The sequence below is a fragment of the Plantactinospora sp. B6F1 genome (genome assembly GCF_040120695.1).
GTDB lineage: Bacteria > Actinomycetota > Actinomycetes > Mycobacteriales > Micromonosporaceae > Plantactinospora.
In genome coordinates, this window is the sequence record NZ_JBEEAC010000017.1 from 37,803 (window position 1) to 63,713 (window position 25,911).

Here is a 25,911-nt window from a genome sequence, read left to right on the forward strand (position 1 = left end):
GTTGGGCTGGTGAACATCGGCGAGCACGAGCTGTCCGCCCGATATCGGGAGATCATGGCCGAGGCACGCCGTGATCGGGAGATCGTCGAGGCGATCGACTCGGTCCGACGCAGCGCATGAGAGAGCTGCTTTGCGATTCCGGCCCGCTGATCGCAAGCTTCGACCGAGGTGACCAGCACCATGCCACCTGCCTCCGGCTGCTGGCAGAGTGGCCCGGACAGCTTCTCATCCCTGAACCGGTCCTTGGCGAGACGTGCAACTTCCTCCGAAACCACACGCGCAACGGCCCCGCGCTGGAACTGCAATTCCTCGATGCGGTTACCAGCGGTGGGGACGGCTACACCATCGTGAATCCGGCTGACGAGGATCGCCGTCGAGCAGCCGAGCTGGTGCGGCAGCTCGTCACAGCACCGCTCGGTTACGTCGATGCCACTGTGATAGCCCTTGCGGAGCGACTCAAAGTGTTCGACATCGCCACGGTGGACTTCAAGTTCATCGGGATGGGCAGCCGGGTAAGCATGATCAAACCGATCCGATGGGTCGTGCAGGAAGGCTGGACGGACTAGGCCGCGGGATGAGGAGATACGTCGCGCGAGCGCCGAGACCTCCTTGCCTCCACGGATGTCGGTAAGCCTTGGCAGGGTTGATAGCCCGCTACTCATCGCGCTGATGCCTAGCTCTTGCTCGCCGCCACCTCGGCCGGCATCGACTACGCTCACCTTCTGCCCGTGCAGGGTGATCCGTCGGCCGCGACCCTGACTGCGGTTGAACTCGAAGGATTCTCGTCGAGAAAGGCCGCGCCGTAGGTGTGATACCCGCAGCGAGTACCTGTCTGGGGCATCCCGGCTGCTGTGGGGTGTCCAGTTGGCTCTGAGCTTGATTTGGATGTGGGCAGGCTGTTCCTCGCCACCCCGGAAGACCAGCTCATCGAAGCCACCGCGCAGGTCCAACGCAGGTTGCAGGTCGGTGCGGATCACGTCGGCCAGGAACCGGAACACCTCCAGCACGTTGGTCTTGCCAGCGCCGTTCGGCCCGACGAGCACGTTGAGTGGCCCGAGCGGCAGCGACACCTTCCGCAGGCTGCGAAAGTTCTCCACCTCAACCCCGATGAGCTGCTTCTCCATGGCGCACCTCCCATCCGCTTTCTACTCGTCGCGGTGCATTGCTCAGCCGTGACCCGCCCGGCCGCGTACCGTTCCGATCCGTCACGTGACCACCTGCCGGACCAGTTCGGCGACGCCGACGAGGAGCCCGCCGATGAGGATCACGGCGGAGAGGCAGCCACCGTTCTGTTTGGCGGCCGGCATGCGGGCCGGTTGTGCCCGCTGCGTGCTGGCGGGGATGGTGATCCGGATTTCGCGGTGGCCGCTGTCGTCCTCGTCATCCCAGTCTTTCCAGCCGTTCCGGCGCTGGACGAACGTCGCGTGGTATTCGGCGGGGGTCAGTTCACGTGGCCGCCAGGACTCGTACCACTCCGGGCGAGCCGGCCTCGTCGCGGCGGCCTGCTCGGCGGCGAGTTGGCCGGCGAGCACCTCACCGGCCGGGTTGGCGAACAGGCCGTGCCGCAGCTTCGCCACCTCGTTCTCCAGGATTTTCCGGGCCTGGTCCGGGGGTACGACGTCGATGCCGGCAGCGTGCGCCTTCGCCAACTGGGGATGGTCGTCCCGGGCACCGTCGTTGACGACGAGTCGGACGGTCTTGGTGATGTTCACGGCGACCTTGGCACCGTGCTCGACGGCGAAGTCGACGACTTCGGTGATGCTGGCTGATTCGCCGACCGGCAGGATGCGCCAGCTCTTGAGCGGCCCGGTGCTCCTGGCCCGGTTCGCGGCGGCTGCCTGCTCCAGGTCGCTGATCAGATGGGAGGCGGCCAGCTCCCGCGCGGCCCGTTGCAGCTCCTTCAGCTCCGCCGAGCTCACCACGCCGTCGGCCTCCGCGCGGGCACGGGCCGCGGTGAGGAACTCCTCGTGCACCTGACGGGCAGTACTCTGGGTCAGCCCGGCGCGGGCGGCGAGGGTCGCGAGTTGGGCCGCCTCGTCACTGACGATCCGGCCGTCCGAGAGCGCGTGGGCAAGCAGCGTTCGATAGTCCCGCGACCCGTCCGACCGGGGCGGTGGCGGGTACGCCATCTGCGGCAGTCGCGCGGTCAGGGTGGCGAGCCAACCTTCGCTGCCCTTACGCAGCCCGGCCGCCCGAGGGGCGACGATGCCGGTACGCGGCAGGCTGGGCAGCGGCGCTGGGGCCGGCCCTCGCCAGGCGAGCGGCTGTGGCGCCGAGCCGATGAGTTTCGCAAGTGTTGCGGCGAGCGTGCGGGCGTCCCCGAGCGCTGAGTGGAGGGCTGACGGCCACTCGCCGGTAATCAGGTTGGCGACGTTGTCCAGCTTGTAGCCCCACCGGTCGAGCTGGATCCTTGCGGTGACGAGCGTGCAGAGCCCGGGGACGTTCTGGAGGGTGACGCCCAGCCGACCGAACTCGGCGACGAGGAACTTCTCGTGGAAGTCCAGGTTGTGGCCCGCCACGATGGCATCGCCCAGGTAGGCCAGCACATCGCCGGCAATGTCCTTGAAGGTGGGGGCATGCTTGACGTCGGCGTTGGTGATCTCGTGGAACTCGTCGTTGGTAATCCGCAACCCTGGATTGACCAGGGTGGAGTACTCGTCGAGGACCACGCCGTCGCCACGCATCCGGACGATCCCCAGCTCACAGACCCGGGAACCCCGGTTGGGATGCAGGCCGGTGGTTTCCAGGTCGATGACGGCGAACGTCAGAGCACGCGGGTCGACGCCGCCTTGGCGGGTGAGATGACCACGAACGAACACGGAAACAACCTCCGAGTGGGGGTGCGGAAGTTCAGAAAAGTCCTGCCTGCTCAGACCTCGCCTTGCGGCCGGGCTTCTTCTTGTCGTGCAGGCCCTTCGCTTTCTCCTCGGCGTAGCGCTCGTGATTGAGTTCGAGCAGCCGGTCAAGGACCTCGCGCTGCACGGCGGGGCCGATGGTGTAACGGATGTACGCGCCGGCCTTGTGGAAGCCGTGATCGAGGCCCTGTTCCACCAGATCATCCCAGCCGTAGGCTCGACAGACCGCCTCGTCGATATCGCAGTGGATTCGCCTAAGCTCGAGTATGTCGCTATCGTAGCAAGCGTCGTCATCGACGAGATTGTAGATAGTTGTAAGCCCAGTCCGTCGCGCAAGCATTATCACAGCTCGACGCTCATCAAGTTTTCCCCCGATTCGCCCCATCGGCTCCGACGGCACCGGAAGCGGCAGCGTTTCAAATGCGTCAGATGGAGCGTACATCAAATCGGCCTTCATAGTTGAGCTATACCGAACAGCCCACCAAAAATGTGGTGAACTCGACAAAAGCGCCAACATTGCCATATCGTCCGTTGCAAATACTACGATTCGTTCGCTGATCACCTGACCAGTGGGAACCATTACAGGCATTGCCGTCTTACTCACTCTCGTCATGACGACGACCCTGTTTAGCCCCTTGATCGCCTCGCGTAGTCCTGGAGCCAACTTCTCAAACTGCCACCACCTCTCACGTGTGGCCCGCTTAGAGTCTGGAAGCCTATCCCGCACTGGCTTTACCAGACTCCGCACTCGATCGAGACACTCAGGGAAGCGAGAGGCCCGCTCTAGGGGCCAATCTCGGAAATCAATTATCCAACGACTAGCCGAAAAGTCCGGTCGAGAATTTAGGTCTTGCCCATTCAAATACCGGAACAGAACCTCCCGGCTCCTTGAACTCTTCGAAATGATCTCAGCAGCCTCATCATCCGACACCACGAATCCGATTCCGTTAACGAAGTTGCCTATAAAGGCAATGCTCGAGTTGGCGGCAAGCCGCCTCGCTCGACCCGATACTCGTGAGACCGGGTCGAGCATAGAATTTATTCCGCGAACAGTCACCCCGTCTACGAAATAGTCCGATTCATTCAAGGGCGGCCGACAACTTGTCCAAACCGCACAATATTCAAGAGCGGCAGACCTCGATGGCCAGGGGCGACTCTTGACCGCCCGGCGTATAATCACTCCACTCGCAACGATCTGATCGAGTCCAACCTCCCGAGTATCACCTTGGGCTAACGTATTGGTGGCAATCAGCCCGGTACACCCCGAGCCGTTAAGTAATTTATGGGCGGAAAGCTCGAAGTAAGCCACAAGATCGGCGTTACCCTTAGTCCCTCCCCCGACGACTTCGACAAGGAACTCGCGATATGCCGAACCACTCGCTCCACTAATCTTCTTACCGCCCAGGAAAGGCGGGTTGCCGATTATGGCGTCGAAGCCGCCTCGTTCGAATACCTCAGGGAAAACGAGTGGCCAATGAAGCGGATTTCGGTTGAAGGCGCCGATGAGGTGACTTGTGGCGAGCCACTTCGCGGCCTGCTCGCGAGCTGCCTTTTCATGTAGCTCTTCCTTAACCACGTCGTTCGCAACCTTGGCTGCCGCGATCGAGCCAATGTCCAAACCGCGCTCACCCTTGCTCACGTGGGCAAGGGCGGCCCCGACGGTCAGATCGGCAAGGAGGCGCAACTGTTGCGTCTGCCGATCTGCCTCGTTCAGGATTTCACGTTTCCGTCGCACCGCGCCCAATAGATCATCACCGAGGTTCACCTCAGCGATCTGCTGTCGGATCCTCACCACCTCGCCGACCAGGGACCGTACGCCCGAGGTCCAGTCGAAGATGGTGTTCTCGTGGAGCTTTCGGCCCTGCTTTGGGTCGAGGTGCATGTACTCCAACTGTTCGAGCGAGGTGATGCCGAGCAGGGAGTCGCCGGCTACCAGGCGGTCGTCGAGGAAGGTGAAGGGGCGTTGTGGGTCCATCGAGACCAGCCAGAGCGAGAGCTTCGCCATCTCCACGGCCATCGGGTTGATGTCCACGCCGTAGAGGCAGTGCTCGATGATCTGGCGGCGGGCCTCGATGACCACCGGGTCCTGGTCGACGTCGATCCGGTGGTCCGGCGGGTTCTCCAGATACGCCCGCGCCCGCTCGTCACCTTCCCGCTTCCAGGCCGCGATCAAATGATCGCCGAGGTAGCGGGCCGCCGCCACCAGGAAGGCCGCCGAACCCATCGCAATGTCGGCGACCTTGAGCGCCAGGATCTCCTTGCTCGTCTTCGGCTTCCACTGCGTCTTGTCAGCCGTCTGCAACGGACCGGGTTCGTAGACCAGCGGCTCCAACGCACCCTCGACCACCTGCTCGGCAAGGTCCCGAGGCGTGTAGTGCGTACCGGTGTTCTTCCGGAGCGCCGACTCGGTGACATACAGCGCGCCGGGCAGGATCACCACCGGCAGGCCGCGCAGGTCGGTGCGGATGATCCCGACGAACGGCAGCAGCCGCTCCGCGTACGGATAGTTCCCACCCGTGACCGCGAGCAGCTTCTTGCGGGCCTCTTCCCGCTCGATTCCGTCCAGCGGGGCAAGCTTCTTGGTCAGCGCCGCCACCGAACCGACCTTCGAGTCCTTGTACTTCTCCGCAAGCCGTGCGGCCAACGCCGGCACCTCCGGCCCGGCCTGCGCGGCCAGCACTTCCAGGTCGACGAGCGGGACCTCCGGCTCCATCCCTTCCTTGCCGATCAGCCCGACCGTGACGTCCTCGGCCCGGAAGCCCTCGAAGGAGAGCAGACCCTCGTAGACGTACCCGATCTGTTCGACGTCGAGGGTGCGGAAGCTGAGCCGGCGGCGTTCCCGGGACCGGCCGGTGCCGATCTCGACGTACTGCACGGCGCGGAGCATGTGCAGCACGGTCCGGTCGTCGATGTTGAGCGGCAGCCAGGCGTGCGTCTCGGGATCGAAGAGCGAACCGTCGTGCCCGTGCAGGGTGAGCCGGGGGTGGTCGATGCCCCGATAGACCGCGTGGAAGAGGGCGAGCAGCCGGTGCCAGGCGGCGCTGCTGTGCTCCAGGTCCTCCTCGGTGCCCTCGATGACCCGTTGCTCCAGCTCCGCGCAGAGCTGCCCGGCCGAGTACGCCGTCGCATACAGCTCGTTGTCGGCCGGCAGCAGTTTGCGCTCCTCGGCGAAGAGCAGGAAGACGATCCGCATCATCACCGACACGGCGCCCCGGTAGACGTCGTGCGCGTCGACGTCCTGGAGGCCGCGTCCACCCCGCTCCCGGTCCCGCACGTCGGAGCGGCCGAACGCACCGACCAGCAACTCGACCGCCTTGCGGACCTGGACGCCGAGCGCCTCGGTGATCTCCTCCTGACTGTCCATGCTGGATCGGAGCAGCGGGACCAGGCTTTCCGGCTCCGGTACCCCGAAGAACCGGCGGCGGTGCAACAGCGACACGAAGGCCCGGACGACGACCCGCTCGGCCGCCTCCGGCCAGGAGACCGCGTCGAAGACCGCGGTGGTGGTCAGCCCGCGCGGCGCCCAGACCAGCGCCCACCACCGTCCGTCGGTGACCAGCCCCAGCTCGACGCCGTGCTGCCGGCACAGTTGGGCGAGTCGGTCGACCGGGGTGGCGGCCCAGGCCGAGCCGGGCACCCGGGCGGTCGGCTGGTTGCCGGGCGGGCAGATCATCCCAAGCAGCCGTACGCTGTCGGGCTTGACCTCCTCCCCCGGCTCGACCAGGGCGAACGACGGGCGGATCTCGGTGTCGTGCTCGGCGACCTCGACGGCGAGCGCGTCCAGGCCGGTGTCGTGCAGCGCGTCGCCCCAGCCGAGCAGCTCGCGCAGGACGTACCCGATCCAGCCGCGGTGTCCGTCGGCGGTGTCGGCCTGCCAGGTGGCGTGCTCGACCCGCAGCTTCTCCCGGGTCTTCCTGTCGAGGGCGTCCAGGGTGGGCCAGGTGGCGCGCAGCACCGGCAGGCTGAGGAACGGGCCGCTGGTCTCGACCAGGCTGAGCCATTCGCGGTGCTGCTCGGCGCCGTCGGGGGCGGGGCGCCGGTTCCGGAAGGTACGCGGACTCATCGGGTCGCCTCCCGCTGCGGCACGACGAAGACGACGGCGACCGGGAACCGGTGCGACCGCGGGTCGCGGTAGCGCTCGGCGACCGCCTTCACTTCACGGTCCCGCTCGGCGTCCAGGCCCTTCACGCGTTCCCCCCACGACTCGCGGTCTCTGCGGTACTGCCTGAGTTCTTCCCCGCTCCGCGCCTCGATCCGGCTGATCAGCGCGTCCTGCTCGTCGCCCTCGTCGAGTTTGCGGCTCAGGGTCGCGGCGAACTGCGCGAAGTTGTCGGCGATCCGGCGCTGCTCGGTCTCCTGCCGCTGGGCGAGCTTGCGTTCCAGCGACTCACGCCGGGCGGCGGCGCGCCAGTCGATCGCGGCGAGCAGGCCGTCGGCGACCCGGGGCCAGCGGGCGGCGAGCCGCGCCTGGACCGGCCCGGAGGCCGGGGTGCCGATGGTCAGCCCACGGTCGAGGATGGCGCCGAGGGTGCCGAGGTTCTCCAGGCGGCGGAACCGGCCCTGTTCCGGCGCCCAGCCGCCGGCGTAGAGGACCTCCTCGTGCAGGCGTACGCCGTCGGCGCCGACCAGCACGAACCGGGAGTACGCCCCGACCAGCACATCTTCCAGCGCCGGATCGTTCGAGACGACCGCGGCCACCCGGTGCAGTCCGATCTCGGGGTTGGAGACGGCGGCCCGGAGCAGCCGGGTCGACATCGCGACCAGCGGGTGGTTCAGGTGGGCGAGCACGATCCCGTCGTCGTGATCCTTCGCTACCGCCTGGTCGAAGCTGACCGGAAGCTGGCGCGGCGGCTCGTCCTCCCGGTGCAGCTTCTCGGTCAGGCCGACGGTCGCCCGCTGCCACGACCCGGTCAGCGGCGGCACGTCGTAGAGCCCGTCGACCAGCAGTTTGTCGTCCACGTGCTGGCGCAGCGGCTGCTGGCGGGCCAGCTCAAGTGCGGTGTCCACGACCCGCTTGACCGAGTCCGGGGTGATGCCCAGCTCTTCGACGGTCTTGTCCAGGTCGGCACGGAGTTTGCGCACCTGCTCCCGGACGTTCGACTCGGTCGGCAGCGCCGGAGCCGGTGCCTTGCCGGTGGTGGCGTCGAAGTCGACGTTCTCGCCGAGCATCCGGCGCTGCACGGCGTCGGCCAGTACCGCGTTGACCGAGCCGAGGTCCGCCTCCATCTGGGCGACCTTCGAGGCGATCCGGGACAGGAACTCCAGATCCGCCTCGTACGAGTCGACCTCGTGCCCCCAGCCGGTGCCGACGAAGTGCCGGACCTCGGGCGGGACGGTCTGGCCGTACCGGTCGATCCGGCCGATCCGCTGCTCCAGCTTGTTGGGGTTGAACGGGATGTCGTAGTTGACCAGCCGGTGGCAGTGTTTCTGGAGGTCGATGCCTTCGCTGGCCGCGTCGGTGGCGAGCAGGATCCGCACCGGCTGCTCGGTCGGGTCGGCCTGGAAGGCGAGCCGGATCTGCTCGCGCTCGTCCTGTGGGGTGGCGCCGTGCAGCAGCTCCAGGCCGTCGCCGCCGAGGCCGCGCTGCCGCAGCAGGTTGGCCAGCCAGAGCTGGGTGTCTCGGTATTCGGTGAAGACCACGACCCGCTCGTTCGTCCAGTGCCGCTCGTCCGGCTTGCAGATCGCCACCAGGTAGTTGATCAGCTCCTCGGCCTTGGCGTCCGGCTGGGCCTCGTGGGTCAGCGCCCACTGCTCCATCCGCTCCAGCAGGGCGACCTCGTCGGCGGTGGCGTCCGGCTGCATCGGCCGGGCCCGGCCGAGTGCGTCGTCTTCGGCGTCGGCGAGTTGCTCGTCGTCGTAGGTGGCGACGTCGTCGAAGAAGTCGGTCAGCCACTCCGGCACCTCGTCGGCGCCCGGTTGGCCGGTCGGCGCCTGTCGACTGCGCAGCGTCTCCAGGTAGACCCCGACGGTGTGCGCGAAGGCGGCCGGGCTGGAGAAGAGACGCTTCTTCAGCAGCAGGGTCACCAGGTCGGTCGCCTTGCGCCCGCGCTGCGAGTTGAGTCGCTTGCGGCGCAGCTCGGCGAACTCCTTGAGCAGGCGGTGGATCTCCCGCTCGCTGTCCGGGTAGCTGACCGGGATCGCCTCGGCCCGCCGCTCCGGGAACTTCGGCCGGCCGGCGTCGTCGACGACGTGGCGCTTGAGTCGGCGTACGAGGATGTCCTTCACCGCGGCCTCGTCGGGCTGGACACCTCGGAGGAACCGCTGGTTGTCCAGGGTCTCCAGCAGTGCGGTGAAGGATTCCGGGTAGCCGTTGTGCGGGGTGGCGGAGAGGAAGAGCCGGTGGGTGAAGTGCGGTGCCAGCCGGCGGATCAGCTTCGTCTGCTGCGAGTCGACCGCATAGACCTGCTTCGGGGCGGCCGGGGCGACGTGGTGCGCCTCGTCCAGGATCAGCAGGTCGAACTCGCGCTGGATGCCCGGCCCGTCCGGCGGCAGCACCTCGTCCAGCAGTCGTTGCGCCTTCTGCCCACGCAACCACGGCAGGCTGACGATGCAGAGCGGATAGACCCGGAACGGGTTCGCCGCCGACCCGTGGGTACGTCGGACGACCGCGCACCGCTCGGTGTCGACGACGATGAAGTCCAGGCCGAACTTCTCCGCCATCTCGTCGCGCCACTTGAGGGTCAGACCCGCCGGGCAGACAATCATGATGCGCCGTGCCCGGTGCCGCAGCAGCAACTCCTGGGCGACCAGGCCGGCCTCGATGGTCTTGCCGAGACCCACGTCGTCAGCGAGCAGCAGGTTCACCCGGGGCGCGTCGACGGCGCGGGCGACCGGCTCCAACTGGTAGTCCTCGATCGCCACCCCGGACCGGAACGGCGCCTGGAGGGTCCTCACGTCGGCCGAGGTGACCGCCGACCACCGGACCGCGTCGAGGAAGGCGGCAAGCCGCTGCGGCGGATCGAAGCTGCCCTCGGTAACCTGTGGCAGCGAACCGCTCGGCAGCACCTGTCGACCGGCCTCCACCTCCCAGATGACGTCGAGGGTGTGGCCGTATCGCCCGTCCTCGACGGACTGGAGGCTCACCAGGCTGTTATGCTCACCGATCTGGACGTCGCTGACTACCCACCGCTGACCGCGCACCGCGACCAGCGCCCCGATCGTCAGCTCATCCTTGGTTGCGCTCGGCACGAGACTCCCCTCATCGGCCCGCAACGACTCGTAGGTGCGGAATGACCCTACGCGCCCCGGTGACACAAGTCGAGTCCCTGGTCATGCCTGTGTGTCGGATTCACAGGCAACTCGGATTGACCGAATGGACATCCTCGTAGCCAGTCGTTCCACCACCGGTGACCGAGCGGCCGCTCGGGTGATCGCTCAGGAGAGGCCGAGGGTGCCGATGGCGGCGGGCAGGGTGGGTGCGGTGGCGAGTTGGCGTACGTCGTCGCGTTCGCGGAGCCAGATCTGGCAGGTGACGCCGTCGTAGTGGACGGCGACGGGCTGGCCGGGGTGGTGGCAGGCGAGTCGGCGGAGTAGGGGTAGTGGGTCGTCGATGGTGATCGGGGTCGGGGTCTGCGGTATCGGGATGGGCTGGTGGGGGTTGGTGGGGATGTTGCCGGTGGTGGCGAGGTCGAGGTATTCGAGGCAGTGCGCGGTCGCGGCTTCCGGGGTGGGGTAGGTGGGTGGGTTGGCCGGGGTGGGCGGGTCGCCGAGGCGGGTGATGGTGACGTCCCAGCTTTCGCCCTGGATGAGGCGCAGGTCGCCGGTGTTGCGGACGTGGTCGGTGAGGGTGATCGTCACCGTCAGGTGTAGCCCGAGGACGAGCCGGACCAGGTCGGCCAGCGGTGGTGCGTCGGGTCGGCGGGCCAGGACGAGGAGCCGGCCGCCGGGTCGGCCCCGGGCGGTCTGGCGTAGGTATTCGGTCAGTGGGTCGGCGTCGGGGTGGTGCAGGGTGACGGTGCCGTTCCGGAGATCGTGGTCGAGGCGGCCGCCGCCGTCGAGTTCGACCAGGTCTTGCGGGCGTACCCGGAAGTGGTCGGCCCAGCCGGCGAGCCGGAACTGGTCGGGGAGTTGGTGTAGTGGTTTGCCGCCGGGGTGGGTTGCCACGTGCGGTGCTGGCACCTGCCGGCCGGTCCGCCAGGTCTCCTCGCCCGCCGGCTGGGCCGGGTCGTCGCCCGGTCCGGCTTGATCGGCCGGGTGGCGGGTGGGGTCGTCGTGCCAGGCGAATTCGCCGGTACGCCAGCCGGCCGCGTCACTGCGCCAGCTGAGGTGTACGACCCGGCCGGCGAGGTCGGTGATCGTGATCGCGGCCTCGGTGTGGAGTCGGCGGGTGCCTCGGCAGGTGTGGCAGCGCAGTAGTGACGGGCTGCGGCCGGAGCCGGCGCACTTCGGGCAGTCGGGGTCGGCGCGGTCGGTGCCGAGTCGACAGTCGCAGTGGCGGAGTCGGCTGTGCGGGTCGCAGTCGGGGCAGTCGACGTACGGGATGGGCGAGTCCTGCCACGACGGTGCCGGCGGCTGCCATCCCCGGCGCAGTTTCGTCGCGCGCCGGCTGTAGATCTGCCCGGTCGACCACTCGGTGAGGGTTTCCGTGGTCCCGGCGGTACGCAGGCTGGTGTGCCACCAGCGGCCGTTGCGCCAGATCGCCTGCGCCCCGGCGGTCGGCTCGCCGGTGACCAGGTCGAGGCAGTCGGCGAGGATCCGCCGTTCGAGCTGGTCCAGGTCGACCGTGGACGGGTCCGGTGGCGGCTGGCCGAGGGTCACATGGTGGGCGGGGGCCGCCTCGCCGCGCTCCTCCAGGCCGTAACAGGCGTCGAGCACGCTGGTGGTGGTGAGCGCTTCGGCCAGGTCGTCGGCGTAGCCGCGGGCCTCGGACGGCACCGGCCCACCCGGCACCTCGAACCGGATCGCCCAGGTCAGCCCGTCGGTGGCGATCAGGCGGCGGGCCTCGACCACCAGGTCCAGGCAGAGCAGATCAGCCAGCCGGCACAACCTGGCCAGCTCGGCCGCCGGCTCCCGGGGCGGCGCGACCGTGGCCCGGCCGAGATAGAGCCGCCACGCCTCGTTGCTCTCCCCCGCGATCGCCTCGGCCTCCAGCACCTCCCGGACCGTCGCCGAATGCTCCGGCCGCCAGGCGCGGGGCAGCAGGATCAGCGGCCCGTCCGGGTCACCGGGCTGGCGGACATCCGCCCACGCGCCGGAGCCGACACCGACGGCGGCGGCCAGGTCACGCAGCAGCGGAGCGAGCGGCAGATGCCAGCTCCCACCGCCGTCGCCGGGCCACGGCACCGGTTCCACCACCCCGGGTACGACGTTCGCCGAGGCCACCGCCCCGGTGTCCAGGTTCGCCATGCTGAGCACGAGTTGGGCGCGGCGCCGCCCGGTCTGCCCGCAGTCGAAGCAGGGCCGGCCGACCGTGCCGACCCCCTGACACTCCAGGCAGTCCTGGTACACCTCCCCCGCCCCCCGCCGGTCCGCCCCGCCGTCGCCGATGCTGTCGTCGACCAGGAGACGGTTGCCGCCGTAGGTGCAGCGGCACGGGTCGAGGGTGAAGGAGAGGCCGTCACACGACCGGCACCCCACCACCGCAGGTCCGGCCATCAACGCCGCGCCAACCCGTGCGCCGTCGACACCTGCCGGGACTGCCACCGCCGCAGCGCATCCTTGATCCGCGCGTTCTGCTCCCGGACACCCGCCAACTCGGCGTACGCCCTGGCCAGATCACCGGCGACCTGCTCCAGAAACTCCGTCACCTCCTCCGGATCAACCCCCCGCCGACCGAAACCGACCGGGGCGAACCGGCGCAACCGCACCTGCGACGGCAACAACGGCCGATACACCGCTGACCGGTACGCCGAGCCCAGCCGCCGCAGCGACGACTCCTCCCGCCGGAACAACCACCGGAACAGAGCACGCATGACCTCACCAGCCTCACGGAGAACAGGACGTGGGTGGGTGGCCCCGACCCGACCTTCGGGTTGCCCTACCCCAGACCGGGACCACCCCGCCCCACCACCACACGCACGAGCAACACGCACGGCAGCAGGGCGTGACTCAGGGCCGGCACGGCCAGTGGGGAGATCACCAGCCGTGCCAGCAGCGGATGCCCAACCGGAGGGCCGGTTGCCTACCAGGCTTTCCGTTGCCAGGCGTCCCGCAGGAGCAACTTACAATGCAAAGCATGGGAGGACAAGAGCTAACCATGCAAAGCAGGCAAAGTCTTGAGGCTTCGTTGGCGATCATGAGAGGATGCAGGGGCCTACCAGGAAGTTGCCATGCCCCGAATCTCAGACCGTCAACGTATTGCACAGGACATCCGCGACAAGATCGCCTCGGGTGAGTACAAGCCGGGCGACAAGCTACCGTCGCTCCGCCAACTGATCGCGATCTACGACGTGTCCGCCGAACCCGTCCGCTCGGCCCTGCTGATCCTGCAAGCGGAGGGCCTCTTGGAAGGCCACCAGGGCAAGGGCGTCTTCGTGACCAAGCCGAAGTAGGGACTGCCACGACCCGACACCGGGCAAGCGATTGACCGGACTGCATCCTTAGACCATCTCGGATAGTGTTCGTTCGGCCACGCAGGAGTGACACCAGCGGCGTCCATTTGCGCTGGCTCACGTCCAACGCCGTACGGGCAGTCGGGGAGGATCAGATGACCAGCATCGAGGAAGTCAAAGCCGCACTTGCGCAGGCCGCCGAGCAGGGCAACGCCACGCTCAACCAGATCCGCTCGGCCGCCGAGCAGACCGAACAGGTTCTCACCCGTCTCCGAGGCGTCGCTGCTGGCACCAACCATGCCAAGGTCCTTGAGGCCATTCAGCGCGCCGAGCAGAGTAGGCAGCGTCTCCACGAGGCAGCCACTCTCCTCCAGGGCAGCGCCACCGCCGCCCGCGAGTACGTCGGCGTCCTCGGCTAAGCGGGCTTCAAGGACGTCCGGTGGATATCACTCAGGTGAAGGCGACCATCAGTCGAGGCAACCAGGCTGCCCAGGATGGGAGCGTCTTGGTACAGGAAGTCCGGGACCGGACCGCGCAGGCTCTGACATCGGCCGCCGCAACGGCCCACGACAGCACGCACGACGAGGCCGAAGCAGGTCTGAAGAGGCTGAAGGAAGCGATCAAGGAAGCGTCGCGGGTCGCCGAGTTGCTTGGCTCTGGTGCCGACGCCGCGACCGAGTACGCTTTGAAACTCTGATGGCCGGCACCTCCGTGGGCGACGTCGTGGCTCAGTTCCGCACGGTGCTGGGCCTGATCGACGAGACCGCCGTAACCGCCAAAAGGGCTCAGGACCAGGCGCAAGAGGCATTCGCCGCCTACACCGAGGCTTCCCGTGGGACCTCCGACAGGCTGATGCGTACGGCGGTGGTCGACTCGCGGACCGCCGGGGAGAAAGCAGGAAAGACCGCCCGCCTGCTCTCCGAGGCTGCCGAGCACTTCACCGCCTACATCAACTCCATCGCTCCTGGCACTCTCCCACCGCGCTCATCAGCTCCAGAAGCCGATGCTTCTGGCGACCGCATCCTCGCCGCCACAGCCGGACAAGGCTCCCTGTCTTCGAAGCTGCTCGGTCGTACGGCGTCCGTCCCGAACGCCGACGACGGGCTCCAGCATGCGAAGAAGATCGCGACGGCTATCAAGGACGCGACGGGCTCCGGCGGAGTTGCGGTACCCAAGTCGCCTCAGCCCGCGATCACCGCCGTCAAGACCCAGGATGCGTCGGCCGGAGACGCCCTCCTCGCGGCGTTCGCTGTCGCGCTCCTCGGGATCAAAGGCGCCGAGGTGGCCGCCAGACTTCGCAGTAAGGCTAGAACGAAGAGCGCGCAACGTAAAGAACAGAAGGGCGACGGTAGTGGACGACAACACGAAATTTCTTAAGTCAATTCTCCAGCAGGATTGGGAGGCATACGACGCGCTCCTGGCAGAGTTCGAGAGCCAGGGCAAGGGTACTCCGGCTGCAATAATCGGCTTCGCCTTCAACCTCGCCGTTCATCGGCGGTTCGGGCAGCGAAGGGACATGGATGAGATCATCCAGCTTGTCGCAGACGCGCGCACCTTCCTGTCCGAAGGCCGCGACCTCCCCGCCCAGGAAGCCGAGGCGCTGATCTGCGCCACACTTGACCTGGATGCGCCGGGCGTCGCGGAGACCGTCGACCGACTCGACATCGGGACGATTACCGAAATCGAGGGACAGCTCCTATTCAAGCTCGTGGCTGACGAAGATATGTCCGAGCAGCAACTCGACGACTTCTTGGCGCAGGCAGAGGCTCTTGCCGCGCAATGGCAAGACAGCAGCGCTTCCTGACCGCCAGCCAAAAAGCCATCAGCAGCGCTCAGAACCGCAGAGGGAAAGGTCTCGGCCCTACCGGGCGCTCGGCTGTGAAGTCCTGCGATTCGAGAGGTGGCTGACGGTCAGCGGGCACTCAGTCTTCCTCGCCGCGTTCCTCGGCGTCGCCTCGGCGACGGAGCGCTCGCTCGGCGATCCGGTTGGAGAGCATGCCTGTCGCCGACTTGGCCCGGTCGAGGGTCCCGTGGCCGAGGCGCCTGGCGGCATCGACGCCGTCTGCCCCTGTCCCGAGCGCCCTGTTCCTCACCTCCTTGGCCGCGTCCGCCCACCGCCTCGCCTCCGACGACTTTCGTACGCGTTCGATCCCGAGCCGCCCGTGGAAATCGATGATGGCGATCGAGACATGGTTGCTCGACTGCACCACAGCCGGGGCTTCGAACGGATGAGTCAGCACTTTGGTGTTGGCCGTGCCAGCAGCCGCTTCCAGACGGGCCAGCAGTCGCACGGTGCACCGTGAGATGAGTTCCAGCCGGTTCTGCCGGACAGCCCGAAGTGCGAGGCGATGCCGGTCCAGCTCGTCCGGAGACGCGCCCAGCACGCGGTCGAGTTCGAGCACGGCGATCGCGTCCTGCAGTTGGAAGCAACGAGCCAGTACAGCGAGCCACTCCTGAACCCTGGACTCCGCTTCCCTGGCGGCCTTGGCGAGGTCTCCGACCTTGGTCTTGCGCTCCAGCTTCTCCGCGAGTGCGCCGAGCTGGCGTAACGCGTACGCCTGAGTTCGTGCGATTGTCATCGGCGTGGCCTGCATCCTCGACCACGTGACCTCGGAGACCCGGCCCACCTGCCCTCGGATGGTCATGGCCTCCTCGATGACGAAGTCCGCCCCGATCATGTCCGCCAGCACAGCGTCTTTCTGGGCGCGGAGCACGTCGTCGACCTTCTCGTCGATTGTGGCGAGATAGTCGGTGATTTCCTCCATGGTGTGTTGCATCGCAAGCTGTGCCATGAGCCCCGCCGCGCCAGCCAGGAGCGCGGGGTTGGTCAGCAGCGATCCGGGTCCGGGCACGAACTGGAGGTTCTTGACGAATTGGCCGTTCGGCGCCCGCAGCGTGGCATGGAGGTTGCCGGAGGCCACGTTCTTGACCAGCGGGAACCTCGTCGCGATCCTCGCGGACTCCTCGGTCAATTTCATCCAGCGACCTGAGTTGGCGGCGATCACGGAACCTGCCTGTGCGACTCCCGCCGCCACACCGAGGGCAGGTCCGAGCCGATGCAGTCCGAGGTCCTTCGACGGCAGCCCCTCGGAGACGAGGAAGCGTTCGACCACCGTCGGATCACCGATGACAGCCAGGCCATCCCCGTCACTGATCAGCTGAATCTCGTCATCCATCGTCGGCTCCTGACGTACGGGCAGGGGTTCGGAAGCTGATCTTGACCGAGCATGAGGGGCTCGCCGCTCTTCGGTGACCAACTGAGTGTCGGGTTTGGATGGTCACGAGTAAAGAGCCGCGGCCTGGCCGAACGGGCAGCGACGGCCGCCGATCGCCTGACCGGCAGACTTACTTTGACCCCGAGTTGAACAAGCATGACACAGGATACTAAGTCCTTCACATCGATTCTCTGTTGACAGAGTACACAAGCGATGATTTCCTTGACGCCGACATCACGTCCAAGGAGGAGAGTCATGCGGAAGATCAGCTTGATCGGCCTGTTGCTGGCTGGCGCCGTCGCGCTGGGCTGCGGTGCCGGCAGCACTGACCAGGGCGGCTCCGGCATCAGCGGAGACAGCGGCGCCGGCACCGAGGAGAAGGCGGGGGCCAAGGTCGCCAAGGTCGGCGACGCCGTCCGGGACGGCAAGTTCGAGTTCACCGTCAAGTCGGTCAAGTGCGGCGTACGCAAGGTCGGCACCGACCTGCTCGGCGCCACGGCCCAGGGACAGTTCTGCCTGGTCACCGTGAACGTCAAGAACATCGGCAAGGAGCCGCAGTCGTTCAGCGACAGCAACCAGAAGGCGTACGCCGCCGACGGTACCGAGTACTCCACCGACTCGGAAGCCGGCCTCTACGCCAACAAGGACGCCGACGCGCTCTTCAACGAGATCAACCCAGGTAACGGCATCACCGGCGTACTCGTCTTCGACATCCCGAAGGGCGGCAAGCTCGCCAAGCTGGAGCTGCACGACTCGCTCTTTTCCGGTGGAATTACCGTCCAGCTCGGCTGATACCCCGCCTGCCACAGGCATGTGCCGGGGCCGGCCGGACGACAGCTCCCCGGCCCTGCCGCTCCCTCCCCGTTCTGCCGCGACTGGCACGCCGCCTGGGCGTGATCCCTCTCCCCCGGGTCGGATCAACCCGGACGACCGGGCATCGGTCCCGCCGAACGGCCGGGAAAAGGCCCCAGAGAGCTCGATATACCGATTTGCCTCTCGCTCACACCACCCCTCGGTTCATACGCTCAGTAACTCCCGCCGTCGGAATGGGTATCGGACGTGACTGACGACCTCCGCTATGCACCGCCACAGCAGACGTACGACTGGTTGACCGAGCTGCACCCGGCCTCGTGCCTGGTCGTCGGCAAGGTTGCCGATCCGGAACGCGACCGGGTCAGCGCCCTCGGCAAAGAGGTGCGGTCCACGGCCGGAAAGTCGTCCGGCGCCAAGGTCCGCCGGGGCGCGTACGCCTTTCTCCGGGACGGATCCTGGCACGCGCTGCTGGTCACCACCGGCACGGAGCCCGGGCCAGCGGAAAGCGCCCGCCGGAAGTACACCGAGGACCGCTCCCATCTCGTCTATGCGGAGCTCATGCACGACCTGCTCTGGGAGGACGCTCAACCCTTCGCCGGCGGCGCCGCCTTCGCGTTCGGTGACCTGGTCCGGGTCAGGGGCAGCGGTGACAGCGTCGGCCGAGTCAAGGACGTCCTACCGCTGGCCGGTGGCTTCCAATACCAGGTCGAGCTGCGGGACGGCACCAAGCGATACAACGAGGGTGCGCTGCTCCTCGTCGAGGGCGACCCGCAGGACCCTGAGTTCTGGCTCGACCAGCCGCCGGCCGGCGCCGACGGCCTGTCGCTCACCCTCACCTGGACCAAGCTGTCCCATCCGTTGACCGACACCATCTACTCGTTCGCCTCCAGCAAGACGGTGTTCCGGGCGTACCAGTTCAAGCCGGTGCTGAAGGTCCTCACCGGCTCGTCCGGACGGATGCTGATCGCCGACGAGGTGGGCCTGGGTAAGACGATCGAGGCAGGACTGGTCTGGAGCGAGCTTGAGCAGCGGAACCGGCTCGACCGGGTGCTCGTCGTCGCTCCCGCCGTACTGACCCACAAGTGGCGTCAGGAGATGCGCCGGCGGTTCGACCGGCAGTTGGACGTGCTGAAAGCGCAGGACCTCGCGGTGTTCGCCGAGAAGCTGGCCGACGGTGACGAGCCCGCCCTGCACGGTGTCATCTCGCTGGAGTCGCTGCGCGGTGCCAGCGTCCTCACCCGACTGGCCGAGTTGTCGCCCCGGTTCGACCTGGTGATCGTCGACGAGGCGCACTACCTGCGCAACCGGGAGAGCAAGTCGCACGCGCTCGGCCAACACCTGGCGAGCTGGGCCGACTTTCTCATCTTCCTCTCCGCCACGCCGCTGAACCTGGGCACCAACGACCTGTACAACCTGATGAGTTTGCTCGACGAGGGTGCCTTCGGCGACCAGGCGGTCTTCCTTGCCCAACTGGAGCCGAACCAGATTCTCAACGGGGTGGCGCGAGCGCTGGCCGGCGAGGGCCGGGAGGTCCCCCGCAAGCTGCTGGCCCGGCTCGACGACCTGCGGGCTCTGGAGTTCGGCTCCACGGTCACCGATCGTCCCGACTACCGATTGCTCCGTAAGCTGTTCGACACCAACCAGCCGCTCGATCACGAGACGGTCGCCCGGGCCCGCCGGCTGCTGGCCGACCTGAACGTGCTCGGCGGGGTACTGACCCGTACCCGGAAGGCCGACGTCCCCGACGACAAAGCCGTACGCGAGCCGCGCAACATCCATGTCACCTGGACGGAGCGGGAACAGAACTACTACCAGGGGATCTACGCCTGGTACATGGCCAGAGCCCTCGCCCTGGGCACCCCGCCGGGCTTCGCTATGCAGATGCCGCTGCGTCAGGCCGCGAGCTGCATCCCGGCGTCCCAGCAGTTGCTGCGCGAGCGTAACCCGGAGCTGTTCTGGGACGACTTCGACGACGGGGAGAAGGAGGATGAGAAGGCTGCCCCGGGCGACCTCACCGGGCTGCCCAGACTCACCGTGCCGCTCGGGGTGGACAGCAAGTACGACGAGTTGCTCGCGGAGCTGCGTAAGGTGCGCAGGGCCGGCCTGCGGCAGATGATGATCTTTTCGTTCTTCCGGCGTACCCTCCGCTATCTGGCCGATCGGCTCGGTGCGCACTTCACCGTCCGGGTCATGGACGGCGCGGTGCCGATGGACGAGCGCGAACAGATCATGCGGGACTTCCGGGCCGGGACGTTCGAGATCCTGCTGCTCAGCGAGGTGGGCGCCGAAGGTCTCGATTTCGAGTTCTGCAACGTACTGGTCAACTACGACCTGCCGTGGAACCCGATGCGGGTGGAGCAGCGCATCGGCCGGCTCGACCGGTTCGGCCAGCAACACGAGAAGATCTTCATCTACAACATGCAGGTGCCTGGCACCATCGAGACGGACATTTTCCAGCGGCTCTACGACCGGATCGGCGTGTTCGAGAACTCCATCGGCGAACTCGAACCCATCCTGCGGGACCAACTCGAAGAGATCAACAAGCGGGTGCTGGACCCGAAGCTCGACCATGCCGGCCGGTGCCGGGAAGCCGACCGGGTCGCGGTCGCGATGCGGCAGCGGGCCCACGACACCGACGAACTGCAAGCCGCCCAGGCCCACCTGTCCGGCCTCGACAACCTGCTCATCGAGGGCTTCACCAACTCCGGCCCAGGCAACGGCCGGTTCATCGGACCGACCGAGCTGCTGCGGATGCTGGACGAGCTCTTCGCCCGGCTCGGTGGGCGGCGGCGCCGCCCCGACCCGAACGGCATCTTCTCGATCGTCGGGTCTGCGCAGCTTGCGGAACGGCTACGACGCAGCCGGCTGGCCGACGGCGGCAGCCGCTCGACCACGTCGAAACTCGCGACCATGTTGCAGAACGAGACGCCGATCGAGTGCACCGTCCGGCCCGAGACCGCCAGCAGGTACGACGTCGAGCTGATCTCCGGGCGGCATCCACTGGTCAAGCTCGCCCTGGCGGTGCTCCGGGAGGAGGGGTTGTATCTGCCGCGGTTCGGTTCGGTGAGCGTGCCCGGGCTGGCGGCCGGGCGACGCTACCTGGTGACCGTCGACCTCGCCGAGACCACCGGCCTGCGACCGCTGCTCGAACTCTGGCCGACCGCCGTCGATCTGGCCACCAGCCAGGTCGAGGAAGGGATCGGCGACGAACTCCTCACCGCGCTGGCCGAGGGCAAGCTGCGCGACGGCAGCCCTGACGTCCCCGGAGATCTGCGGGCGATGTGGCGGGTCGCCCAGCAGCATGTCTTCGTGCGCGCCCAGCAGACCGAGCGGACCCGGGCCCAGGAGAACGCCGCCCTGGTCGAGGGACGGATCCTGGCTCGGAAGAGTTCGTTCGACCTCCAGATCCGGAAGTGCCAGGAGCGAATCGAACAGGCACGGAACCCGAACATCCTGCGGATGCACCACGGCCACCTGCGCAACCTACGGACCCGCCGGCAGGAGGCCCGGGACGACCTGCTCGGCCGCAAGGAGCTGACGATCTCGCTGACCGCTATCGCGGTCGTGCTTGCCAGCTCGGCGGAGCCCACTCCTTCTCGTGGTACCAGGGGGTCGGCGCGGTAGCCGGCCGCTCCTCCTCGCTGCGCAGCATCAGCCGGGCGTGGTCGCGGCCCCGCATCACCGGCCACCGGTAGACCCGCAGGTGGAACGCCTGACCGGCGCCGTCCCGGATTAGGATCCGGCCGTCGCAGTAGAGCTTGACCATCATGTTCCGGCCGAGCCGAAGCTGGAATCCGTCCATCCGCTTTCCGTCGAAGTCGAGCGTGAGCCGCTGCCCGGAGGTGGACCGGACCTGGAGGACTCCCTCCCCCTGCCACCGGCCGGGCAGGTTCCGCGCCCGCCACTCGTACCCGAGATGTGACTGCCCCTGCAGCACCTGCCAGGGCTCGTAGAACGGCGTGTACGCCGGATAGATTGTCTGCCGCTCGGGCTGCCCGCCGTCGGACCACTCCAGGATGAAGTCGAATCCCGGCCGGTGCAGGTTGAGCCGGTCGTAGCCACTGGTGTCCGCGAGTCCGGCCACGATTGCCTCGTCCGGCTCCACTCCGGCGTTGTCGAACACCTGCGCCCCGGGGAAGAGCGCGCCGATCCGCCGCTCGACGTACGGGATCCGGGACATCCCGCCGGCGAGCAGTACGTAATCGACGTTGCGGGCGAGTTCGGCCTGGCCGAGCGCGCGAAGCTGGTCAGGAGACCGGTCGCCGCGTTCGGTGTGCAGGGCACCCCGCAGGGCGGCCCAGATCAGTTGCTCCGCCGAGTCCATCTGTGACCCGAACGCATCCTCCAACTGCTCCCGGTCGTAGTAGAGCACCGGCAGGTTCCCGAGTCGGCGGGACAACACGATCGCGTGCGTCTGCACCTGGGACAGTCGGACCTTCGCCTCCCGGGCCGCCCGCAACAGATACGACCGAACGACGTCCGGCTCGTGCTGGTCATCGACGTCGAATCCGTGCCCGGCCAGCGCAGCGGTGAGTTCGGCCGCGATGGCCTGGTCCAGGGCGTCTCCGGCCTGACCCACGCCGAGAGCGGAGAGCACCGTGATCTCCGGCTGCTCCCCGCCCTCGACATCGAGGACGGCGATGTCGAGGGTGCCGCCCCCCATGTCGAAGACCAGCAGCCGTCCCGCCGGGCGCTCGCCGTACGCGAGAAACCGGTGCGTCACCCAGGCGACCCCGGCGGCGATCGGTTCGTCGATCAGGGCCGACGCATCGACCGGGAGGCCCGCCTTGGTCGCCAGGTCGAGCAGCCGCTGCCGCTGTCGGCCGTCCCACATCGCTGGGCAGCCAAGCCGCAGATCACCCTCTGCAGTCAGTGGATGATCGGCCGCTGCGGCCCGCCGGCCGATCTCGGACAGCAGGGCGATGATCACGTCGTCGACCCTGGCCCGCAGCGGCCCGTCCGGGCCAGCGACCTCGACGACGTCGCGGTTCTCGGTGACCGCCCGCTTGATCGAACGGATCACCTGATTGCTCGGCAGCGTTTCCGCGTCCTCGCCGACCAGCAGCGTCCCGGCCGCCTGCCCGGCGAGCGAGGGAAACCAGCGCGTCGAGCGGCCGAGCGAGGCGATCTCCACCGGTAGCGCTCCGATCCGCTCCGCCAGTAGCGACGTCGACGTGCCGAAGTCGACTCCGACCGCGTGGTTTCCACCTATCATCGATGCCCTCCCTACCCAGGAGCAACGAGCGTCTTGTGGATGAGGATCTCCTCGCTGCCCGACCGCCAGAGGTAGCCAGGGCGAACGACTCCGACCGAGCTTCCGACATCGGGGACTCCATGCACGGGTTCGTGCACGGCCGGGTCGTAGGCGACGGTGGCACCGGCTGTGCCGACCGGTTCGAGTGCCTGGGCCGCGACCAGACCACGTACCCGCTCGACCAGCACCTCCGGCCCGAGGTGGTTGACCGCGAGTTCTTCGACCTCTGCGGCAAGGTCGGCCAGCGCCCGGACGACGTCGATGCGGATCTGCCGCTCCTGCGAAAGACGCACCGCGGCCCCTTGAGCGTGCTCGCGCCGCAGCATCCCCTCCAGGCGATCGCATCGTTCGGCGAACTCCCGCGCCCGGTGCTCGGCCGTCTCCGCCCGCTTGCCCTCGGTGGTCAGTTCGTGGTGTGCCTGTTCGAGATCCCTTTTGAGGGAGTCGAGGGAGTCGTCGTCAGCAAGCGCGCGTACCCAACCGGCGACGGTCGGGTCCGCCCGTCCGGTACGTCGAAAGGCGGCAGCGACCGCTTCGGCGGGCACCTCCGCGAAGAATTCGCTCGGTAGCCCGAGGAGGTGCACGAGCTGGGCGCGGGAACTGACAGCAGTCAGATTCTCGATCACCAACGGCCGAAGCACCCTCGCGACCACCTCCGGCATGGAGGTGACGCCGCCGAGCAGCCCGGCGCCGCACTCCGCCAGACTCCGCAGAGTGACCCCGCTCCACCACACCGGTTCCGCGATGTCCTCCGGTGACGCCTTGGCCAACCCCGCCAGCAGAGCCGCCCGGCCGCCGTTCACGGTGAGCGGAAGCTGGACCGCCACGACGGACAACGCGGCTCTGTCGACGGCCACGAGGTCGTCCGGCGGCAGTAACGGAAGCGCGCGACCGAGCATCCGGGCGGCCTCGTCGAGTGCGGTCAGATCGGGCTGACGGGCCCGGGCGAGAAATTCGGCCAGCTGGACGAGCGGTTGCGCCGCCGCGGGGCGGGCCAAGGAAGCCGTTCGTCGGATCAGCCAGGCGACAGCCGCCTCGCTGCCGGCGGACGACTCCGCCGCCGTGCAGAGTTCGGCAGCGGCAACGGCGAGGATGTCGTCGATCGTCTGCGCGTCCAATGCGGACGAATTCTCGGGTGATTCGAGGGCGTCGGATTGCCTGGGCAGCGCGAGGAGCAGGCCGGTGGCCCGGATCCGATCCGCGCCCGTCAAGGAGTGCAGCAGATCGCTGAGGCTCGACTCGGTCAGTCGCCCGAGGCGTACGCCCAACCAGAGCGGCCGGCGGACAATCTCGTCCATCCCGCCCTCCGACTCGGCCCCGAGCACGCGCGCGAGGGCATCAGCCAGGGTGACCGGTCCTTCGTCCGGTTCCTTACCGGATGGTTCGGCAGCGGGCAACTCGGGATCCACCGGCGCGGCGGTCGAGTTCTCCGGGGCCGTCGTGACGATTGGTAGGTCTGGCTGGTCTGGCGGTGCATCGCGCCGGCCAGCAGTTTCCGTCCGATCATCGGTGACCGAACCCGCCCGGTCGGCCCCTGGGCCACGCGAACCGCGCCATCGGTAGGTGCTTCCCGACCCCTTGCCAGTCCGCTCTAGATCCGACTCATTGAACTTCCGCCTTGTCGCCGCCCAACCTGCCGATGCCGCCTCAGCATCAACTCCCAGGTTGACGAGCTGCTCGATCAGTCGCTTGGCGGTCAGTGGCTTGTCCGACTCGCAAAGGACCCGAATGATCAGTCCATGTGGGTCCTTCCGGAACGCCTCCGGCACTGATCCCGGGTCCATCAGCCACTCATGCCGCAGCGAGCCGCGTACGACAAGCAGGTTATGCCGACCAAGACGAAGATCTTCCTCCTCTCCGGTGTCGTCCCATCTGACGCGGTAAGCGACGGTTGGCTTACCGGCCTCGGATAGCACTGTGGCCACCCGTGCGGATTCGCCCTGGTTCACCGGCCGCCGGACAACGACCTTGGCACGCTCCACGGGTGCGACTGTAGACGTACCAATCACGCATTCATCGATCTGACCCGAGAAAGGACCCGATCGGCGCCCAGTACGCGCCTGGCGGCGCCGACTACCGACGCCGCGACCGATTCACGCCCCGGGACGCCGGGTACGCCGCCAGTAGGCGAGCGAGGCCACCGTCAGCCCCAGCCCCCAGACCAGGTACGCCGGGATCGAGACCCAGAAGAACCAGAGCGGGTACCCCCCGTCGCCCGGATCCCAGCTCCCGCTGACGGTCTGCACCACCAACTGCCCGGTGCCGATGCCGAAGTAGACGACCATCAGCAGGCCCAGCCCGAAGCCCGGCCCGAGCAGCAGCCAACGGGGTACCCGGCGGCCGGCCAGCAGCGGCACCCAGCGCGGGAAGACCCGGCCCCAGGAGTGCACCAGGGCCAGCGGCAGCAGCACTCCGGCGAGTAGGAACCCGACCTCGAAGGCGAGGGCGGCCGACCCGTCCGCGACCATGATTTCCGCCGCCCCGGCGGAGTACTGGGCGGCCAGCCGGGCCAGGCAACCGGCCACCGCGAGATAGGCCGCCACCCAGGCCCACCGAGGCGTACCGGTGAGGGACCTGCCGAACAGCGGACGGTCGCCCCGGTGCCGCCGCCGGTACCCGTTGGTGGCGACCGCCAGCAGCACCGCACCGGCCAGGCAGCCGAGCCGGCCGGCGATCCCGGCCGGGTCGACGGTGAGACCCAGCCCGGGAATGAGCAGGGCGACGACGTCCAGCAACAGCAGCGGACAGAGCATCGCCAGGGCCCCGCTCACCCCCAGGCCGCCCCGGCCAGCGGCCACCGCCAGCGGTCCGCCCGGTCCAGCGCGACCGCCAGCAGCGCCGCCGCACCGACCAGGGCGACCGCGCCCCAACCGGCCGCCGGGAGGAGATCGGTGCCCAGCGGCGGAAACTCCGGCGCGTTCCCCAGCGCCCAGTAGGCCCGCAGCCCCCCGTACCCGAGCGCCCAGAGCAGGACCGCGTACGGCGCCCAGGCCGTCGCGGTCCGACCGGGCGCCGGCCCGGCCGGCGACCCCTCGGCGCGCCGTGACAATACGTCGATGCCGTGCCGTCTCCTGGTCATGTCCCGAGCCTCGTCGGCGGCGGCCGGGCCGGGATCCCCCGCGCGGCGGGCCGGCCTCCCTCGCCGGAGGGAGGCCGGGCGGTGCGGAGACCACTGGTACGGGCGGGACGGCAGCAGCTGCACGGGACTCCCGAGAACAGGCATTCCGGACCCCAGCCGATACCACGATCTCTAGCCTGGATGTGTTGGTTTGTCACGAAAGGGG

The 25,911-nt window shown here is 67.9% G+C and carries 18 protein-coding genes and 1 pseudogene; 8 read left to right on the forward strand and 11 right to left on the reverse strand.

Going from position 1 to position 25,911, the window contains the following annotated elements; translation table 11 throughout:
- Positions 1-116 precede the first annotated feature (116 nt).
- Positions 117-566, forward strand: a complete 450-nt coding sequence (locus ABNF97_RS34250) for a type II toxin-antitoxin system VapC family toxin (RefSeq protein WP_502930534.1) — start codon at positions 117-119, stop codon at positions 564-566.
- 195 nt (positions 567-761) lie between these two features.
- Here the strand turns inward: ABNF97_RS34250 and ABNF97_RS34255 are convergent.
- The 6 genes and pseudogenes from ABNF97_RS34255 to ABNF97_RS21330 form a co-directional block, all read right to left on the reverse strand.
- Positions 762-1,124 (reverse strand): annotated as a pseudogene (locus tag ABNF97_RS34255) (AAA family ATPase); the annotation flags it as partial.
- 81 nt (positions 1,125-1,205) lie between these two features.
- Complete coding sequence (locus ABNF97_RS21310) at positions 1,206-2,819, reverse strand: exonuclease domain-containing protein (RefSeq protein ID WP_349339537.1); 1,614 nt, start codon at positions 2,817-2,819, stop codon at positions 1,206-1,208.
- 31 nt (positions 2,820-2,850) lie between these two features.
- Positions 2,851-6,918 carry an Eco57I restriction-modification methylase domain-containing protein gene (locus ABNF97_RS21315; protein WP_349339538.1) on the reverse strand — a complete coding sequence of 1,356 codons (4,068 nt, stop codon included), beginning with the start codon at positions 6,916-6,918 and terminating at the stop codon, positions 2,851-2,853.
- The gene (drmD, locus tag ABNF97_RS21320; protein ID WP_349339539.1) at positions 6,915-10,043 is read right to left on the reverse strand and encodes a DISARM system SNF2-like helicase DrmD; all 3,129 of its coding nucleotides are present in this window, start codon (positions 10,041-10,043) and stop codon (positions 6,915-6,917) included. Before drmD ends, ABNF97_RS21315 begins: the two co-directional genes overlap by 4 nt.
- A gap of 186 nt (positions 10,044-10,229) precedes the next feature.
- A complete protein-coding gene (locus ABNF97_RS21325; RefSeq protein ID WP_349339540.1) occupies positions 10,230-12,497 on the reverse strand; it encodes a hypothetical protein in 2,268 nt (755 codons plus the stop codon).
- A complete protein-coding gene (locus tag ABNF97_RS21330; protein WP_349339541.1) occupies positions 12,449-12,766 on the reverse strand; it encodes a DivIVA domain-containing protein in 318 nt (105 codons plus the stop codon). Before ABNF97_RS21330 ends, ABNF97_RS21325 begins: the two co-directional genes overlap by 49 nt.
- Before the next feature lie 357 nt (positions 12,767-13,123).
- Here ABNF97_RS21330 and ABNF97_RS21335 point away from each other — a divergent pair, with 357 nt between their 5' ends.
- The 5 genes from ABNF97_RS21335 (at position 13,124) to ABNF97_RS21355 (ending at position 15,149) form a co-directional block, all read left to right on the forward strand.
- Positions 13,124-13,345, forward strand: coding sequence for a winged helix-turn-helix domain-containing protein (locus ABNF97_RS21335; protein ID WP_349339542.1), 222 nt, complete (start codon positions 13,124-13,126; stop codon positions 13,343-13,345).
- A 155-nt stretch (positions 13,346-13,500) separates the two neighbouring features.
- Positions 13,501-13,764, forward strand: coding sequence for a hypothetical protein (locus ABNF97_RS21340; protein ID WP_349339543.1), 264 nt, complete (start codon positions 13,501-13,503; stop codon positions 13,762-13,764).
- Between the two features lie 20 nt (positions 13,765-13,784).
- The gene (locus ABNF97_RS21345; protein WP_349339544.1) at positions 13,785-14,042 is read left to right on the forward strand and encodes a hypothetical protein; all 258 of its coding nucleotides are present in this window, start codon (positions 13,785-13,787) and stop codon (positions 14,040-14,042) included.
- Positions 14,042-14,722: a hypothetical protein gene (locus ABNF97_RS21350; protein WP_349339545.1), complete on the forward strand. Its 681-nt coding sequence runs from the start codon at positions 14,042-14,044 to the stop codon at positions 14,720-14,722. The genes ABNF97_RS21345 and ABNF97_RS21350 overlap by 1 nt, the downstream gene beginning before the upstream one ends.
- Positions 14,697-15,149 carry a hypothetical protein gene (locus ABNF97_RS21355; RefSeq protein WP_349339546.1) on the forward strand — a complete coding sequence of 151 codons (453 nt, stop codon included), beginning with the start codon at positions 14,697-14,699 and terminating at the stop codon, positions 15,147-15,149. The genes ABNF97_RS21350 and ABNF97_RS21355 overlap by 26 nt, the downstream gene beginning before the upstream one ends.
- Before the next feature lie 118 nt (positions 15,150-15,267).
- Here the strand turns inward: ABNF97_RS21355 and ABNF97_RS21360 are convergent, their stop codons facing one another.
- Positions 15,268-16,521: a hypothetical protein gene (locus ABNF97_RS21360; protein WP_349339547.1), complete on the reverse strand. Its 1,254-nt coding sequence runs from the start codon at positions 16,519-16,521 to the stop codon at positions 15,268-15,270.
- 294 nt (positions 16,522-16,815) lie between these two features.
- On the opposite strand from ABNF97_RS21360, the gene ABNF97_RS21365 reads away from it, so the two are divergent.
- Positions 16,816-17,352 carry a DUF4352 domain-containing protein gene (locus ABNF97_RS21365; RefSeq protein WP_349339548.1) on the forward strand — a complete coding sequence of 179 codons (537 nt, stop codon included), beginning with the start codon at positions 16,816-16,818 and terminating at the stop codon, positions 17,350-17,352.
- A 267-nt stretch (positions 17,353-17,619) separates the two neighbouring features.
- The gene (locus ABNF97_RS21370) at positions 17,620-20,997 is read left to right on the forward strand and encodes a DEAD/DEAH box helicase (RefSeq protein WP_349339549.1); all 3,378 of its coding nucleotides are present in this window, start codon (positions 17,620-17,622) and stop codon (positions 20,995-20,997) included.
- Here the strand turns inward: ABNF97_RS21370 and ABNF97_RS21375 are convergent.
- From ABNF97_RS21375 to ABNF97_RS21390, 4 genes are all read right to left on the reverse strand, one after another.
- Complete coding sequence (locus ABNF97_RS21375; protein ID WP_349339550.1) at positions 20,927-22,588, reverse strand: Hsp70 family protein; 1,662 nt, start codon at positions 22,586-22,588, stop codon at positions 20,927-20,929. The genes ABNF97_RS21370 and ABNF97_RS21375 overlap by 71 nt on opposite strands.
- An 11-nt stretch (positions 22,589-22,599) precedes the next feature.
- Positions 22,600-24,609, reverse strand: coding sequence for a hypothetical protein (locus tag ABNF97_RS21380; protein WP_349339551.1), 2,010 nt, complete (start codon positions 24,607-24,609; stop codon positions 22,600-22,602).
- 111 nt (positions 24,610-24,720) lie between these two features.
- Positions 24,721-25,398 carry a hypothetical protein gene (locus tag ABNF97_RS21385; protein WP_349339552.1) on the reverse strand — a complete coding sequence of 226 codons (678 nt, stop codon included), beginning with the start codon at positions 25,396-25,398 and terminating at the stop codon, positions 24,721-24,723.
- The gene (locus ABNF97_RS21390) at positions 25,395-25,706 is read right to left on the reverse strand and encodes a hypothetical protein (RefSeq protein ID WP_349339553.1); all 312 of its coding nucleotides are present in this window, start codon (positions 25,704-25,706) and stop codon (positions 25,395-25,397) included. The genes ABNF97_RS21385 and ABNF97_RS21390 overlap by 4 nt, the downstream gene beginning before the upstream one ends.
- Positions 25,707-25,911 lie beyond the last annotated feature (205 nt).